13 protein-coding genes are annotated in these 16,184 nt (G+C 71.2%); 5 read left to right on the top strand and 8 right to left on the bottom strand.

What is annotated here, in order from left to right:
* Positions 1 to 2: 2 nt before the first annotated feature.
* Together brxD and HS048_RS31360 are read left to right on the top strand one after the other, a co-directional pair.
* Positions 3 to 1,310, top strand: a complete 1,308-nt coding sequence (brxD, locus tag HS048_RS31365; RefSeq protein ID WP_196469677.1) for a BREX system ATP-binding protein BrxD — start codon at positions 3 to 5, stop codon at positions 1,308 to 1,310.
* Complete coding sequence (locus HS048_RS31360) at positions 1,307 to 3,535, top strand: DEAD/DEAH box helicase (RefSeq protein WP_196469676.1); 2,229 nt, start codon at positions 1,307 to 1,309, stop codon at positions 3,533 to 3,535. Before brxD ends, HS048_RS31360 begins: the two co-directional genes overlap by 4 nt.
* A gap of 34 nt (positions 3,536 to 3,569) precedes the next feature.
* Here HS048_RS31360 and HS048_RS31355 read toward each other — a convergent pair whose 3' ends face one another.
* The 6 genes from HS048_RS31355 to HS048_RS31330 all read right to left on the bottom strand — a co-directional run bounded on the left by HS048_RS31355 (position 3,570) and on the right by HS048_RS31330 (position 12,328).
* Positions 3,570 to 5,357, bottom strand: a complete 1,788-nt coding sequence (locus HS048_RS31355) for a DUF2075 domain-containing protein (RefSeq protein ID WP_307832712.1) — start codon at positions 5,355 to 5,357, stop codon at positions 3,570 to 3,572.
* 198 nt (positions 5,358 to 5,555) lie between these two features.
* The gene (locus HS048_RS31350; protein ID WP_196469674.1) at positions 5,556 to 7,448 is read right to left on the bottom strand and encodes a DNA/RNA helicase domain-containing protein; all 1,893 of its coding nucleotides are present in this window, start codon (positions 7,446 to 7,448) and stop codon (positions 5,556 to 5,558) included.
* 126 nt (positions 7,449 to 7,574) lie between these two features.
* Positions 7,575 to 7,931 carry a nucleotide pyrophosphohydrolase gene (locus tag HS048_RS31345; protein WP_196469673.1) on the bottom strand — a complete coding sequence of 119 codons (357 nt, stop codon included), beginning with the start codon at positions 7,929 to 7,931 and terminating at the stop codon, positions 7,575 to 7,577.
* A gap of 170 nt (positions 7,932 to 8,101) precedes the next feature.
* Complete coding sequence (locus HS048_RS31340; protein ID WP_196469672.1) at positions 8,102 to 9,475, bottom strand: PHB depolymerase family esterase; 1,374 nt, start codon at positions 9,473 to 9,475, stop codon at positions 8,102 to 8,104.
* 279 nt (positions 9,476 to 9,754) lie between these two features.
* On the bottom strand, positions 9,755 to 10,789 hold the full coding sequence (locus tag HS048_RS31335) for a LacI family DNA-binding transcriptional regulator (protein ID WP_196469671.1): 1,035 nt from the start codon (positions 10,787 to 10,789) through the stop codon (positions 9,755 to 9,757).
* Between the two features lie 36 nt (positions 10,790 to 10,825).
* Complete coding sequence (locus HS048_RS31330) at positions 10,826 to 12,328, bottom strand: S9 family peptidase (RefSeq protein WP_196469670.1); 1,503 nt, start codon at positions 12,326 to 12,328, stop codon at positions 10,826 to 10,828.
* 74 nt (positions 12,329 to 12,402) lie between these two features.
* Here HS048_RS31330 and HS048_RS31325 point away from each other — a divergent pair, with 74 nt between their 5' ends.
* A complete protein-coding gene (locus tag HS048_RS31325) occupies positions 12,403 to 12,948 on the top strand; it encodes a helix-turn-helix domain-containing protein (protein ID WP_191893652.1) in 546 nt (181 codons plus the stop codon).
* Between the two features lie 189 nt (positions 12,949 to 13,137).
* Here HS048_RS31325 and HS048_RS31320 read toward each other — a convergent pair whose 3' ends face one another.
* Entirely contained in the window at positions 13,138 to 13,746 is a 609-nt protein-coding gene (locus HS048_RS31320) for a TetR/AcrR family transcriptional regulator (RefSeq protein ID WP_196469669.1), read from the bottom strand.
* Positions 13,747 to 13,840: 94 nt separating this feature from the next.
* On the opposite strand from HS048_RS31320, the gene HS048_RS31315 reads away from it, so the two are divergent.
* The gene (locus tag HS048_RS31315) at positions 13,841 to 14,248 is read left to right on the top strand and encodes a RidA family protein (protein ID WP_068903289.1); all 408 of its coding nucleotides are present in this window, start codon (positions 13,841 to 13,843) and stop codon (positions 14,246 to 14,248) included.
* A 95-nt stretch (positions 14,249 to 14,343) separates the two neighbouring features.
* Here the strand turns inward: HS048_RS31315 and HS048_RS31310 are convergent, their stop codons facing one another.
* Complete coding sequence (locus HS048_RS31310) at positions 14,344 to 15,144, bottom strand: helix-turn-helix domain-containing protein (protein WP_068903291.1); 801 nt, start codon at positions 15,142 to 15,144, stop codon at positions 14,344 to 14,346.
* Between the two features lie 229 nt (positions 15,145 to 15,373).
* On the opposite strand from HS048_RS31310, the gene modB reads away from it, so the two are divergent.
* A complete protein-coding gene (gene modB / locus HS048_RS31305) occupies positions 15,374 to 16,156 on the top strand; it encodes a molybdate ABC transporter permease subunit (RefSeq protein WP_196469668.1) in 783 nt (260 codons plus the stop codon).
* Positions 16,157 to 16,184 lie beyond the last annotated feature (28 nt).

Raw genomic sequence — 16,184 nt, 5'->3', positions numbered from 1 at the left:
AGATGGTGAAGGTCAGTGAGCGCCGCCGCCGCGAGGTGATCGACGCGCTGAGGCGCGGGACCGTCCCCTCCGCCGGGCTCGACCTGCTGGCGGTGGGCCTTGGCCGCTTCACCGCCGCGCTCGACGCCGAGCTGGAGACGGCGGCCCAGGGCGGAGCGGTCTTCAAGGCGGTCCGCGGCGAGTACGGCTCCGGCAAGACGTTCTTCGCCCGGTGGCTCGCCGAGCGGGCCAAGCGGCACGGCCTGGCCGTCGCCGAGGTGCAGATCTCCGAGACCGAGACGCCGCTGCACCGGCTGGAGACCGTCTACCGGCGGCTCTGCGAGAACCTGTCCACCGCGGAGTTCCCGCCCAGCGCGCTCCGCTCGGTCGTCGACGCGTGGATGTTCACTCTGGAGGAGGACGCGCTGGTCGGCGGCGTCTCCGAGTCCGACACCGAGGCGCTGGACAGGGCGGTCGAGGCGCTGCTGGAGAAACGGCTGGCCGAGGTCAGCCGCTCGGCGCCCACCTTCGCCGCCGCGCTGCGCGGCTACCGGGCCGCCGTCGCCGGGGGAGATCCGGTGACCGCCGAGGGCGTGCTCGCCTGGCTGGGCGGCCAGCCGCACGTGTCGGCGGCGGCCAAACGCGCCGCTGGGGTGCGCGGGGACCTGGACCACTTCGGCGCGCTCGGCTTCCTGCAGGGGCTGCTGACGGTCCTGCGCGACTCCGGCCACCGGGGCCTGCTGCTCGTCCTCGACGAGGTCGAGACGTTGCAGCGGGTCCGCTCCGACGTGCGGGACAAGGCGCTGAACGCGCTGCGGCAGCTCGTCGACGAGATCGACTCCGGGCGGTTCCCCGGGCTGTACGTGCTCGTCACCGGGACCCCCGCCTTCTTCGAGGGGCACCAGGGCCTGCAGCGGCTGCCCCCGCTGGCCTCCCGGCTGGCGGCCGACTTCACCACCGACCCGCGCTTCGACAACCCGCGCGCGGTGCAGATCCGGCTGCCGGGCTTCACCCGCGATGGCCTGCTGGAGCTGGGCAGCCGGGTCCGCGACCTGTATGCGGCCGGAGCGTCCTCCCGGGTGCCCGACCTGGTCGACGACGCCTACGTCGCGCTGTTGGCCGAGGCGGTCGCGGGTTCGCTCGGCGGCAGGGCGGGAGTCGCGCCCCGGGTCTTCCTGAAGAAGCTCGTCGGCGACGTACTCGACCGGGTCGACCAGTTCCCCGACTTCGACCCCCGCGAGCACTACCGGCTCACCGTGCGCTCCGCGGAGCTCAACGAGATCGAGCGGAACGCGCTCACGACCGACGACATCGAGCTGGACCTGCCGTGAAGGCCGGGTCGTCCCCGGACGCGGGCGGCCTTCACCCCGTCGTCCTGCACCACATCGTCAACACGCTCTGCTGGCCGGGGCTGCGGCCGCTGCAGGAGGCGGCCGTCGGACCGCTGCTCGCCGGGTCGGACGCCCTGCTGCTGGCGCCCACCGCGGGCGGTAAGACCGAGGCGGCGATGTTCCCGCTGATCAGCCGGATGACCACCGCGGACTGGCGCGGGCTGTCCGTGCTCTACGTCTGTCCGATCAAGGCCCTGCTCAACAATCTCCTGCCGAGGCTGGAGGGCTACGCGGGCTGGACCGGCCGCCGCGCCGCGCTCTGGCACGGTGACGTCTCCACCGCGCAGCGTGGGCGGATCCTGCGCGATCCGCCGGACATCCTGCTCACCACACCCGAGTCGATCGAGTCGATGCTGGTCAGCGTGAACGTGGATCACCGGCGGCTCTTCGCGGGACTCCGGGCGGTCGTGGTCGACGAAGTCCACGCCTTCGCGGGTGACGACCGCGGCTGGCACCTGCTGGCCGTATTGGAACGGCTCACCCGCCTGGCCGGGAGACCGATCCAGCGCGTCGGTCTCTCGGCGACCGTGGGCAACCCACCGGAACTGCTCGGCTGGTTGCAGGGGGCGGGGGCGGGGACCAGGCCGGGAGCGGTCGTGGCCCCGGAGACGGAGTCCGTGCCCGTGCCGAGCCGTACAGCCTGCGACGGGACGGCCTCGTCCGGGCAGGGGGATCCTGGCGGGAAGGCCGCGTCCGGACCGGGAAGCGCCGACGGGGCGGCCGGATCTGCGCCAGTGCCGCCGGGTGACGTCGAACTCGACTACGTCGGGTCGGTCTCCAACGCCGCGACGCTCCTCGCCGCGCTGCACCGCGGGGAGAAGCGGTTGGTGTTCTGCGACTCCAAGCGGCTGGTCGAGGAGCTCGGACACGCGCTGCGCGCCAGGGGCGTCACCGTGTTCCTGTCCCACGCCTCGCTCTCCGCCGACGAGCGGCACCGATCCGAGCAGGCCTTCGCCGAGGCGCGTGACTGCGTCATCGTCGCCACCTCCACGCTGGAACTCGGCATCGACGTCGGCGACCTCGACCGGGTGGTGCAGATCGGCGCGCCGGCCACGGTCGCCTCGTTCCTGCAGCGGATCGGCCGCACCGGCCGCAGGCCCGGTTCTGTCCGCAACTGCCTGTTCCTGGCACTGGACGAGGAGTCGCTGCTGCAGGCCGCGGGACTCCTGCACCTGTGGGGGCAGGGGTTCGTCGAGCCGGTCACCGCGCCGCCCGAGCCCCGGCACATCGCCGCCCAGCAGATCCTCGCCCTCTGCCTGCAGGAGCACCGGATCGGTGACCGGACCTGGCAGGAGTGGTGGAGCGGGCTCGGCCCCTTCGGCGCACCTGCCGTGCCGATTCTCCGGCACCTGCTGGCCCAGGGATATCTGGACGAGGACGATGGCATGCTCTTCGTCGGTCCCGAGGCCGAACGCCGGTTCGGCCGCCGCCACTTCATGGACATGACGGCGGTCTTCACCGCCGCGCCCGAGTTCACCGTGCTGTCCGGACGCAAGGAGATCGGGCGGACCGATCCCGCGCTCCTCACCGAGGAGGTCGAAGGTCCCCGCCTGCTACTGCTCGCCGGGCGGACCTGGCGGGTCACCTCCATCGACTGGTCGAGACGGCGCTGCTTCGTCGAGCCCGCGGACGGGCACGGCAGAGCCCGCTGGGGCGGGCCCGGGTACGGTGGGCTCTCCTTCGCACTGTCCCGGGCGATGCGCTCGGTCCTGTGCGGCGCCGACCCCCCGGTACGGCTCAGCCGCCGCGCGACCGAGCGGCTCGCCGCCGTCAGGGAGGACGCGCCCGACACCGTTGATCCTGCAGGCACGGTCGTCACCCGGGATCCCGGGACGGGTGACGTCCGCTGGTGGACCTGGGCGGGTTGTCGTGCCAACGCCACGCTGGCCGCCACTCTGGAGGGCGTCGCGGTTCCCGGCCAGCGCGTCGACCACGCCTCCGTCCGCCTGCGCGACGACCTCACTCTCGAGACGTGGAAAGCGGGAACGGCCGGCGCCGCCGGGAGGCTCTGTCTTCCCGACGTGGACGACAAGGCCCTGCACGGCTTGAAGTTCAGCGTGGCGCTTCCTGGACGCCTCGCCGCCGCCACTCTCGCCGCCCGGCTGGCCGACCTCGGCGGGGCCGCCGCCGTACTCGCCGAACCGGTGCGCTGGTCGGTGCACTGACCGGACGGTGAAGCGGCGGCCTGCGCCGACCGGCTCACTTGATGAGCGTGGCCAGGAACTCGCGGGTCTCGTCGTCGACCGCGTAGATGACGACACCGGCCAGCCCTCTGGTCAGGAGCACCTTGTAGGTGTTGCGGACGAGCAGGTCGAACTTCGGGTCGTCCACCGAGCGCGCGCTGACCTTGGGATCGCAGTTGCCATTCCGTTCGGTCCTGAGCCGCCCGCTTCGGGCGACGAGGTCGGGACCGATGATGACCCCGGCCCAGTCGAACTCGAACCCTTGGGCGGTGTAGATACATCCGACCTGGTCGAATCCGCCCTCCGCGAGCGCCCAATAGGACTGGGTAGGGGCGTTGCCGACCTTCCGTTCACCCTTGACGTTCCACGGGCGTTCCCACCCGTTGATGCGGATGTCAGGCACAAGTCTGCCGTCGACCGGCTTGCTCCATGGCCAGCAGAACCCAGCTGAGATACGGGCGCTGTATCCCATCCGCATCTTCTCGTGGAGAATCGCCTCCATCTCCGCCGGAGTCCCGGCCAGGGTCACCCCGAAGCGTTTATCGCCCGGCCAGACCCCGGGTGTGCGAGCGGGACCGTTGAGAGGAAGGCCCAGAAGGTCGCGCACCCACCGGTCATACAGGTCGCTGCCGCCGCACCGGAACTGCTCGGATAGGTGTACATGGGTGAACGCGAGTCCTTCCGCGTCGGCGTAACCGCGGATCGCGGCGAGACTGCCGATCTCGTCCGGCCTGACGACCTGGTGCTCGTCGAGGAGGAAAACCGGCACGTAGGCCGCGTTCACCAACTCCTCGATCTGAGGACGGCCTGTCTCGAGGTGCTTCTGCGAGAAATGAAGTCTGGATGTAGCGCGGAGACGGTGGGCCTCATCGCAGAGAAGAACTGTCTGCCTGGGGCCTTTATCCTCGACGAAGCTGTTGAAGTACTGGAAGAGTTGCTGCGGTCGGCCGTTCCCCCCTCCGGCGAACCGGCGCAGGCTCTGGGTGAACGACTGGGAACCGGTTGCGATGGAGGCGGTGATTCCCCGGGCTCCGAGGTCGCTGAGCAACTGCAGGGCGACGGCGCTCTTGCCGCTTCCTGGGCCGCCGGTGACGACGACGACCCGCCGCAGTCTCGCCCGACGGGCGTCTTCGACCGCATTCATCACCTGGTTGTAGGCGACCTGCTGCTCGGTGCTCAGAACGAAGTGGTCGCGTTTTTTCACGACGTCTGACGCGTAGAGCATCAGAGGTTTCGCGGGACCTTCGGAGCCCTTCAGCAATCGATCCGCGGCATCTTTCCCGGGCTTCGGGGAGAACCTGATGCGGAGATATTCTATGAATGCGCCGCGTGTGCTCTGGGTGAATATCCTGGTGTGCTCGTCCACGGCGAGGTGGAAGAGGTCGATGACCGCTGACTCCTCGGCGTTGTGCAGATAGGCGACGCCGCCGATGCGGTCGGCCTCCCCGTGCAGTGGACCGGCAAGAGAGATCAAGCGGTCACAGTAGCCCCTCACCTGGACAAGCGGGTGCTTGGGGTTGCTTTTCAGGTTTGGCACACGAACGTGGTCCGGGTCGTCGTCGCAGAGCTTCGCGCTGCGCCAGCGCTTGAGTTCCACCGCCACATACGTGTCCCGCCCGTCGTGATCGATTCCCGCCAGCACGACGTCAGCACGACTGAGGTCGAGGAACTGGGATTCGATGAGCATTTCAACCTGGCCGAGTCCGGCCTCGACGAGATCTTCGGCCAGCCTTGGAAGGCTGTTCTTCCATGATGTCTGTTCCGCCTTGGTCGGACCCCGGACCTGGTCGACCAGATGGGCCACGATTCTTTCTATCGGAGAGGTGCGCAGGCTCTCGGCGGTCATCCGGTGCCCGACTTTCACGAACGTACCCCCAGGCAGCACGAGAAGCTCGTGCGGATGGGGGCGTGTCCACCGGAGTCAGATCGGCAGAAGCCCGTCGGACCGCTTTTCCTGATGAGGAGGATATCGCGCCTTGATCATCCCCGTAAGCCCCTGCGGTCACTCTTCAAGTGACTCGCTCCCGAGCAGTTCTTCGAGGAAGGACTGGGTTTCCGGATCTGCCGAGAAGAGGAGTGTGCCGAGCATTCCTCTCGTGAGGAGCACCTTGTAGGTATTGCGGATCAGCCGGTCGGCTTCGGCGTCTGTGGTGCCACGGGTGAGAGCGGGGTCCTTGCTGGCCGCTCTGACCGTGACGAACCTTCCGCCGCGGACGACCAGGTCCGGGCCGATGATCACGCCGTTCCAGTCGTACTCGAATCCCTGGGCGGTGTAGACGCAACCGACCTGCTCGAAACCACCGTCCGCGGTGGCCCACAGCGCGCTCGCGGGCGCGCCGCCCACGGCCCTGTCGCCCTTGACGTTCCACGGGCGCGACCAATCGCCGATCCGGACGTCGCAGGCGAGTGTGTCGTCCTTGCGGGGTTCGCTCCACGGCCAGCAGAAACCCGCGGTCATCCGGGCTGAGTATCCCTCGGTCAGCTTGGCGCGCAACAGGGCTTCGAGTTCCTGGGGGGACTGCACCGGAGAGACCTCGAAGCGGTCGTCCCCCGCCCACGGCACGGGTTCGCCGCCCCGCAGGCCGAGGAGCCGCAGCACCCAGTCCTCGTAGGCGCGACTCCCCCCGCAGCGGAACTGCCCGTCGAGTGAGATCTCGTGGACCCGGAAGCCGCGTGCCTCCGCATGGGCTCTGATCTCGGCGACGCTTCCCAGCTCTCCGGGCCGTACGACCTGATGCTCGTCCAGCAGGAAGACGGGGACTCTCGCGGCGTCGATGAGCTCGTCGATCTGGCGGCGGTCACTGCGGAGGCGCGCCGGGGTGTAGCGGTTCTGTGACGTCTCCCGGATCCGGTGGGCCTCGTCGCAGATGAGGACCTCAAGGCCGTTGCGGTCGGCCTGCATGAAGCTGTTGAAGTACTTGAACATGCTCTTCACCTGAGAGGAACCCCTGCCCGCGATCCGCCGCATCGTCTCGGTGAAGGAACGGGACCCCGTGGCGTGGAGGACCCGGCGTCCCCGTCTGGACAACTCGCCCAGCAGAGACAGGGCGATGACGCTCTTACCGCTCCCCGGGCCGCCGGTGACGATGACGACCTCCTTCGAATCCGCCCGACGGGCCCTCTCCACGGAGTTCAGGACGATCTCGTACGCCAGTCGCTGCTCCGAGAGGAGGACGAACTGCTCACGATCCCTGACCTCCCTCGCTGCGAGAGAGAGGAGCTGCTTGGAGGGGCGGACGGCGCCGTTGAGCAAGCGGTCGGCCGCTCCGGCACCGGAGCGGGGGGCGAACTGCTCGCGGAGGTACTCCAGGAACGCGCCCCGCCGCGTCTTGGTGAACAGACGGGTGCGGTCGTCCAGGACATCGTTGTAGAGGTCCTGGACATCGGGGTCGGCGGCGTTGTGAAGATAGGCCACCCCGCGAATCGCGTCGTCCCGGCCCTCGAGAGCGCCGACGAAACCGGCGATGTACTCGCAGTAGCCCTGGACCTGGAGAACAGGATGCAGTTTCGGGCCGCCCGGAGCACTCTCGACGAGCACGAGCCTGGGGTCGCCCTCGAATGGCTCGGCGCCGCTCCACTGCTTCAACTCCACCACCACGTAGGCGTCGCCACCGGTACGACGGTCGACCCCCGCGAGGACCACGTCGGCGCGCTTGCTGGTCAGCGGTAACCGGTACTCGACCAGCATCTCGACGTGGCCGAGCCCGGCGTCGACCAGGTCGCGGGCCAGGACCGGCAGGCTCCGGTCCCATGACCTGCGCTCCGAAGGGGAGGGGTTGACGCCCATGGTTGTGCGGAGATGTTCGGCGACGGCCTCGCCGAGTCGTCTTTCCGGGACGGAGACATCGGTCGCCAGCTTGGCCAGACTTTCGGCGGAGTGCCGAAATGCCGTCACGGACCTACCCCCAGGCAGCACGAGAGACTCGTGCGGTATGGGGGCGTGTCCGCGATCAGTCGATCGGCGAAAGCCCGTCGGGCCGCATCACTACAGCAGGAAGATTATCGTGATCATAGGATGGAATCAGGCCAGCGGCGGCGCTTTCCGAGCGGAACCGTGATATTCCGCCACGGAATAGCGCTCTTCGCTTTCGTCGAGCTTGGCGTGGGCGGCTTCGACCAGGTCGATTCCCAGGACGTCCGCGAGCCGGGTCAGGTAGATCATGACGTCACCCACCTCTGAGCGGAGACGTGTGGCGAATCGCGGGTCCTCCATGGCGGTCGAGGATTCCGCAGGTGTCAGCCACTGGAGCTCGGCGAGCAGTTCGCCCACTTCTCCGGCCAGTGCCATCGTGAGATTCTTCGGAGTATGGAACCGCTCCCAATCCCTGACCTCGGCGAACTTCTGAAGCCTGTGGGCCAGTCCGTGTAGTTCCGCCATGTCCTCATGGTAGAGCCGTCACGGGAAAGGCGGCCTGCCTCTACGTTCGCCTTCGTCCGCCTGCGCGGCTACCCCCTACGTCACCCGCTACCCGGCGGGAGGGAACACCCCACGGCCGGCGGGGGTACGGCATGCCGTACCCCCGCGGTGGGAGGACCCGGTCGTCCCGGTCAGCCGACGGTGCAGGGCGTGCCGTTGAGGGTGAAGGAGGCCGGCGCGCCGGTGTTCCCGGTGTGGACGGCCTGGAAGCCGAACTCCGCCGAGCCGCCCGGTGCGATGGTGCCGTTGTAGGAGACGTTCCTGGCGGTCACCTGGCCGCTGTTCGGTGAGACGGCGGCGTTCCAGGCGTTGGAGACTGTCTGCCCGCCCGGCAGGGTGAAGGCCAGGGACCAGCCGTCGACCGCGGCGGAGCCGGTGTTGGTGATCTTCACCGCGGTGGTGAGGCCGGTGTTCCAGGCGTTCACGGTGTAGGTGACGCGGCAGGAGCCAGTGCCGGGGGTGACGGTGGGCGTCGAGGTCGGGGTGACGGTCGGCGTCGCCGTGGGGGTGACGGTCGGCGTCACGGTCGGGGTGGGCGAGGCGGTGGGGCCGCCGGTCAGGCCGAAGAACCGGATGACGGCCTCGGCCATGCCGCCCATCGGCAGGTTGTGCCCGACCCCCGGCAGGCTGATCGCCTCCACCGGGGCCTGCTCACCGGTGCTCCCGTAGCGGGTCCGCACCCAGCCCGGCCGCGGGGTGTCGGAGAGCACCGGGGTCTGGCCGATCCCGTGGACGTTCGTCCACTGCTTGATCTGCTCCTGGAAGTTCGGGTAGCGCAGCGTGGCGTCCTCGGTGCCGTGCCAGATCTGCATCCGGGGGCGCGGGCCGCTGTGGCCGGGGTACGTGGCGCGCACCAGGTCGCCCCACTGCTGCGGGGTCCTGACCACCTGGCCGTTGGCGCAGGCGCTGTTCCAGGAGGAGCCGTCGGCGGTGGCGAAGCAGCCGAACGGCACGCCCATGAACGCGGCCCCGGCCTTGAACACGTCGGGGTAGTCGCCCAGCAGGACGTTCGTCATCATGGCGCCGGAGGACGCGCCGGTGACGTAGACCCGGTCGGGGTCGCCGTTGTGGCGCTGCTGGACGTACCTGACCATGGACATGATCCCCACCGGGTCGCTGCCGCCGTCGCGCCGCAGGGCCTGGGGCGAGGAGACGTCGAAGCAGGAGCCGCTCCTCGTCGCGGACGGGTAGACGACGATGAAGCCGTACCGGTCGGCCAGGGAGGCGAACTCCGTGCCCGAGTGGAAGGCCGGGCCGGAGCCGGTGCAGTAGTGCACGGCCACCACGATCGCGGGCCTGGCCGGAGCGCTGTCCGGGACGTAGAGGTGCATCCTCAGGTTGGTCGGGTTGGTCCCGAAGCCGGTGATCTCGGTGAGGGAGGCCGATGACGCCGGGGGCGCCGCGACCAGTCCCGTGACGGCGAGCGCCACGACGGCGGCCACCGCGGTGATCACGACGGCGGCTACGGTGCTCAGCGCGCCCATCACCCTGCTTCTCATCCTCATCGGCTGTCCTGTCCTCCGGGTACGGGCCGCACGGCGCGAGCCTTCTGAAACGTTCCGGAGTATCCGGCGGAACATTTCCACGGGCAAGGCACTCCGGCACGCCCGCCCGGAGGCGCGCCGGTGACCTGGTACGGCCTGCGGGGGCGGACGCGGCGGGGATGAAACTTTCTTCGTCGGCGTCGGCGTCGGCGTCGGCGTCGGCGTCGGCGCCGACGCCGGGCAGGGAAGGGGGCGGTGCTCTGCCGTACGGCTCGGCCGGGTGGTGTTCCGCCGCGCGGCTCAGCGCCGGGGCGGCGGGGCCGTGCTCTGCCGTACGACGAGTTCGGTGGCCAGTTCGACGCGGTGCTGTTCGAGCTCCTCGCCGCCCGCCAGGGCGACGATCATCCTGGCCGCGGCGGCGCCCATCCGGACCAGCGGCTGGCGCACGGTCGTCATGGGAGGCCCGGCCCACCGGGTGAACGACAGGTCGTCGAACCCGACGACGCTGAGGTCCTCCGGGATCCGCAGGCCGGCTTGACGGGCGGCCTCGTAGACGCCGAACGCCTGCAGGTCGTTGGCGGTGAAGACCGCGGTCGGCGGGTCGGGCAGGCGGAGCAACTCGCCGCCGTCGCGCAGGCCGCCCTCGACGTAGAGGGTGCTGACGCGGACGAGATCCGGGTCGGCCGGCACGCCCGCGGCGTCCATGGCGGCCCGGTAGCCGTCGAGCCGGGCGCGGCAGCAGGGCCACCCGGTCGGGCCGCTGAGCATGGCGATGCGCCGGTGTCCCAGGTCGAGCAGGTGCCGGGTCGCGGCCATCCCGCCGCTCCAGTTGGTGGCGCCCACCGAGGGCGTGCGGTGCAGCGGCTCACCGGTCGGGTCGAGCACGACCAGGGGGATCGAACGGGTGGCCAGCTGCGACTGCTGCTGGACGGTGAGCTCGGAGAAGACCGCGATGACACCTGCCGGGCGCCGGGCGAGGACCTGCTCGGTCCACGCCCGGCCGGGGGTGAGCCGGCCCTGCATCTCGGTGAGCACCACGGCGAGCCCGTGCTCCCGGGCGACCTGCTCCACGCCGCGGATGATCTCAAGCGCCCACAGGCTCTCCAGCGCGTGGAAGACCAGCTCCAGGATGGCGGCCGGGCCGCTCTCCCGCCGCTGGTATCCCTGCTCCCGGAGCACGGCCTCCACCCGCTGCCGGGTGCCGAGCGCCACTCCGGGCTGGCCGTTGAGGACCCGGGAGACGGTCGGCGCGGACACCCCCGCGAGATGCGCGATCTTCGCGACGGTCAGCCCCTGCCGCCCGGGTTCTGCGCTGTCGGGGCCGCTCGAAGTCACCGCCCCAGTCTAGACAGGAGAGCGCGGCGGGCCGGTTCAGGCCCGGGGGAGGCGGTCGGTGATCCAGTCCGTCACGAGGGAGAGGAGACCGGGGTCGACGGGCCTGCGGATCTGCTGCTTGTAGGTGCGCAGGCCGCCGCCGTCCGGGTCGCGGCGGAGCAGGTGGCTCAGCTCGGGCACGCGCACGGTCGTGACGTCGCCCGTCACAGTGTCGTAGCCCTTCGCGGCGTCTCCCTCGGCCGTGCCGCCGTCGCGGCCCGCGGTGGCGGCGATGGCGTCGAGGTCGGCGGGGTCCACCTGGACGTCGCCGGCCCCGGTGACGGCGAGGACCGGGGCGCGCAGCGCGCGCAGCGCGGGCTCGGGGTCGAAGGCGATGAACTCGCGGTGCCAGCGCGCGTTCGTCCTGCGCCCCTGGATCCGGGCGACGTCGGTGGTCGTGGCCTTGAGCCTGGCGACGGCCTCCGCCTGCTTGGCGGCGATGTCGGTGCGGAGCAGGCGCAGGATCACCCGGACCGGCGCGGGCAGGTCTCCGGCGATCTGCCGCGTCTGCCAGGCCAGCGTCTCCTCGCCCGTCTTCGCCATGGGCGAGAGCAGCACGATCCCGGCCAGGTCCGCCGCCGGCCCGGCGGGCTCGGCGCCGAGGGCGGTGGCGATGACGGCGCCCTCGCTGTGCCCGATGACGAACACCGCCGCCGGGTCGATCTCCGGGCGGGTCCGGAGCCAGGCCAGCGCGGCGCGCGCGTCGTCGATGTTGTCGTTCAGGCCCGCGGCGAGGAAGGACCCCTGGGACTCCCCGGCGCCGCGCTTGTCGTAGCGGAAGGACGCCACCCCGGCCCGGGCCAGCGCGTGCGCCAGGTCGCGGCTGATCCCCAGGGGCATCCGCGGGTGGTTCGCGTCCCGGTCCAGCGGGCCCGAACCGGTGATGATCAGTGCGACCGGGTACGGCTCGCGCCCGGCACCGGAGACCGCGCCGGTGGAGGCCGTTCCCGTGGGCGTCGAGCCGGTGGAGGCCGTTCCCACGGAGGCCGAGCAGGTGAGGGCCGTTCCCGCGGAGGCCGAGCCGGTGGAGGCCGGTGCGGCGGCCGGGTCCGCCGGGGCCGTGCCGGCGGGCGGGAGGGCGAGCGTGCCGCCGAGGGTGAGGTCGCCGGAGGAGAAGGTGACGCGCTCCTCGGCGACCGGCGCGGGCAGGCCGGCCGACTCGCGGATCCGTGCGGCGAGCTCCGTCGCGGCCGCGTCACTGATCAGCAGCTCGTCGTAGCGGGCGCCGCTCAGCGCCACCCGCACGGCGGGCACGTCTCGGCGGGCGACCACGAACGACCGGCTCCCCGCCCGCCGCCAGGTCCCGATCTTCGTCCGCCCGGGGACGGCCAGGCCGGGGGCGCGCAGGCCGCGGACCTCCGCCATCGGGTTCCGCACGACGGCGACCTCGCGGACCGCGGAGAGCGGCACCCGGATGTCCCCGTGCAGTCCCGCCACCTGCTCGCCCCGGCCGAGCGCCAGCACCAGCTCGCCACCGGTCATCGTCATCGTCGCCATCATGCGTCCTTTCCTCTATGTTCAATCATGAGTATTCTCATCTTTGAGATTGATGTCAAATATGAGAGTGTTCATCCATGAAGACGACGGCCGATCTGCTGCTCCATCCGGTCCGCCTGCGCATCGTCCAGGCGCTGCTCGGCGACCGCCGCATGACCACCGCGGCCCTCGCCGCGGAGCTCTCCGACGTCTCGACCGCCACGCTGTACCGCCACGTCGCGCTGCTGGCCGACGCGGGCGTGCTGGAGACCGTCGGCGAGCAGCGGGTGCGGGGTGCGGTGGAGCGCACCTACGCGCTGCACCTGGCGGCGGCGCAGGTCGCCGACGAGGACCTGGCCGCGATGTCCCCGGAAGACCACCGGCGGGCGTTCATGGCCTTCGTAGCGGGGCTGCTGGCCGGCTACGACCGCTATCTCGACCGGGGCGACGTCGACCTGCGCCGCGACGGCGTCGGCTACCGCCAGACCGCGCTGTGGCTCTCCGACGACGAGTTCGCCGCGTTCGCGGCCGACCTGCGGGCCGTGTTCCAGGCCAGGGCGGGCAACGGGCCGGGGGAGGGGCGGACGAGGAGGGTGGTCACCACCGTCCTGATGCCGTCCGCGCCCTCCCCGGCAGAGGACTGACCGCCTTCCGGCCGGAGCGGCCTCCGGTGGGAGACGGTCGCCCTCCGTGACGTACTCCGGGGGAGGCGATCGGCTCCCGTGGCACCCTCCGGCGGGAGCCGGCCGGCTTTCGTCCATGACGCCCTCGGGTGCCGCCGCGAGCCGCCGGGCCCGGTGGCACGCGGCGGCGCACGGCCGGATCCGTGTCCGTCAGGGCCCGTCCCAGCCGCGCTCCACCGACCGGCGGCACCTGCCGGGTTCGTCCCCCGCGCCGGCGAACAGCGCGGTCAGCATGGGCACGGCGTGGCCGAGCGCCTGGTGCGGCAGGGGGCCCGTGACGACGAGCGACGCGAGTCCGTGGCCGATCATCCAGCTCTGCGTCGCCAGTTCCGGCGGGGAGACGTCGTCGCGGAAGCGGCCGGCCGCCCTGGCCCGGTCGACGGCCCGGACGAGGTAGTGCAGGGTCTCGTCCGCGGCTTCGGCGTCCTCGAGCTCGAAGTCCGCGTCGAACATGACGCGGTAGAGGTCGGGGTTCTCCAGGGCGTTGGCCAGGTAGGCGGCGGCCAGGGCGGCGAGGTCCCGCACCGGGTCCGCGGACGCCGGGACGGCTGCGAGTTTGGCCGCCAGCCGGGTGAAGCCCTCCTGTCGCAGCGCCTGCCACAGCTGGTCCATGCCGCCGAAGTAGGTGTAGACGGCCATCGTCGACACGCCGGTGCCGGCGACCAGCGTGCGGAGCGTGACGGGCTGCCGGGCCCGGAGCATCTGGGCGGCTCGCTCCAGCAGCAGGGACCGGACCGCCGGATCTTTCGTCCTAGCCATCGCGCCAGAATACATAGCGTTGTCATGCTTCAATGCATAACGTTGCTATGCTTTCGGAAGACATCGATCCTGTTCCCGACGTGGAGGAGAAGTCATGGCCGTGACGCTGGTCAACCCCGAAGGACTGCCGAAGCCCGAGGCCTACCGGCAGCTGTCGATCGCCACCGGGTCGAAGCTGGTGTTCATCGCGGGCCAGGTGGCCCGGGACGCCGAAGGCCGGCGGGTCGGCGAGGGAGACCTCGCCGCCCAGGTCGAGCAGGCCTACCTCAACATCGGCACCGCCATGGCGGGGATCGGCGGCTCCTTCGACGACGTGGCGAAGCTGACCGCCTACGTCGTCGACTGGAGCCCCGAGAAGATGCAGCTGCTGGGCGAGGGGGTGAGCCGGGCGGCGGCGAAGCTGGGCGTCGACCCGGTCAAGCCGATCACGCTGCTGGGCGTCGCGGCGCTGGCGGAGCCGGACCTCCTGGTCGAGATCGAGGCCACCGCGGTGATCGACTAGCCGCGTCTCCGGCCGGGCGGCCCGCCGTCTCCGTGTGCCGGGCGGGCGTCTCCGTGCGCCGGCCGGGTGCGCCGTGCCGGAACGGCGGGCGGACCCTAGTCGGGGTGGTGCTGGTGCTGCAGGTAGGCGGCGGTCTCGGGGTTGGCGGGGAAGTACGCCTCGATGGCCAGCTCGGCCACGGTGATGTCGAGCGGGGTGCCGAAGGTCGTCATGGTGCTGAAGAAGACCAGCTCACGATAGCCGCGGCGGAGCCGGAGCGGGATCACGATCTGCCCGGGGCCGCTGCCCAGCTCGGGCTCCGGCTGGTCGCAGGGATAGTCGACGAGCTCCCGCCAGAGCTCGGTCAGCTCCGGGTCGGCGGTCAGGCTGATCTGGCGGCGCAGCCGGTGCAGCAGGTGGGCGCGCCACTCGCCCAGGTTGAGGATCCGGTGCGCGATGCCCTTCGGGTGCAGGCTCAGCCGCAGCACGTTGACCGGTGGTTCGAGCAGTTCCGGGGCGACGCCGCGCAGCAGCAGCCCGGTGGCGGGGTTGCGGTCCACCAGGTTCCAGCGCTGGTCCACGACCACGGCCGGGTACGGCTGGTGCCCGCTCAGCACCTGCCCCAGCGCCTCGCGGACCGAGGCCATCTCGGGGGAGTTCAGCGGGGTCTCGGCGAACACCGGGGCGAAACCGCCCGCGAGCAGCAGGTGGTTGCGCTCGCGGAGCGGCAGGTCCAGCTCCTCGGCGAGGTGGAGGATCATGTCCCGGCTGGGCTTGGAGCGGCCGGTCTCCACGAAGCTCAGGTGCCGGGTGGAGATGTCGGCCTGGATGGCCAGGTCCAGCTGACTCATCCTCCGGCGCTCCCGCCACTGGCGCAGCAGCTCGCCTACCGGCCGGTTCGCGCTGGTGGTGGTCACAAATAACACAATATCCGGCAATGATCCGCCAAACCATTACCGTCGATGTAACGGAGACCGTGACATCCCGGAGGCCGCCGCGGCCGCGGCGTGTGCCAGGATCGGACGGCGTGGGCCTCGGAGTCCCGGGTGCCGGCGCCGGCCGTGCCGGCGCTCCTGACCGGCTCCGCCGCGTGCTCCTCGTCTCCCGTGGACACGGGCGGGTGGTGCGAGAGGAGGGGACGGCCGGATGCGAGGACGGATGCCGTGGCCGCTGGTGGTCCCGGCGGTCGCCGGACTGGTCTTCCTCGTCCTGCCCCTGCTCGGCCTGCTGGTCAGGGCCCCGTGGGCGGAGATGGGGGAGCGGCTGGCCGAACCGCTCGTGCTGGAGGCGCTGCGCCTGTCGCTGGTCACCGCCACCCTCGCCACCGCGATCTGCCTGCTGTTCGGGGTCCCGCTGGCCTGGCTGCTGGCCCGGGGGAACCCGCCCGGGCGGCGGCTGATCCGGGCCCTGGTGACCGTCCCGCTGGTGCTGCCGCCCGTGGTCGGCGGCGTCGCGCTGCTGCTCGTGCTCGGCCGGAACGGGCTGGCCGGACGGTGGCTGTACGAGGTGTTCGGGATCTCGTTCCCGTTCACCACGGCCGGGGTGGTGCTCGCCGAGGCCTTCGTGGCCATGCCGTTCCTGGTGATCAGCGTCGAGGGCGCGCTGAGGGCGGCGGACCTGCGCTACGAGGAGGCCGCGGCCACCCTCGGGGCGTCCCGGTGGCGGGTGTTCACCCGCGTCACGCTGCCGCTCGTCGCGCCCGGCGTCTCGGCGGGAGCCGTACTGTGCTGGGCGCGGGCACTGGGGGAGTTCGGGGCCACCATCACCTTCGCCGGGAACTTCCCGGGGCGGACGCAGACCATGCCGCTGGCGGTGTACCTCGCGCTGGAGACCGACCCCGAGGCGGCGATCGTGCTCAGCCTGGTCCTGCTCGCGGTCTCCGTGCTCGTGCTGGCCAGCCTCCGCGACCGGTGGGCGGGGACACCGTGAGCGCCGGGCCGGCCCCCTCGGGGCGGGA

Origin of the sequence: Planomonospora sp. ID91781 (assembly GCF_015711595.1) — a bacterium.
GTDB classification, from domain to species: Bacteria; Actinomycetota; Actinomycetes; order Streptosporangiales; family Streptosporangiaceae; genus Planomonospora; species Planomonospora parontospora.
The sequence above is the reverse complement of the archived record's forward strand: the minus strand, read 5'-3'. Positions and strand labels throughout refer to the sequence as shown.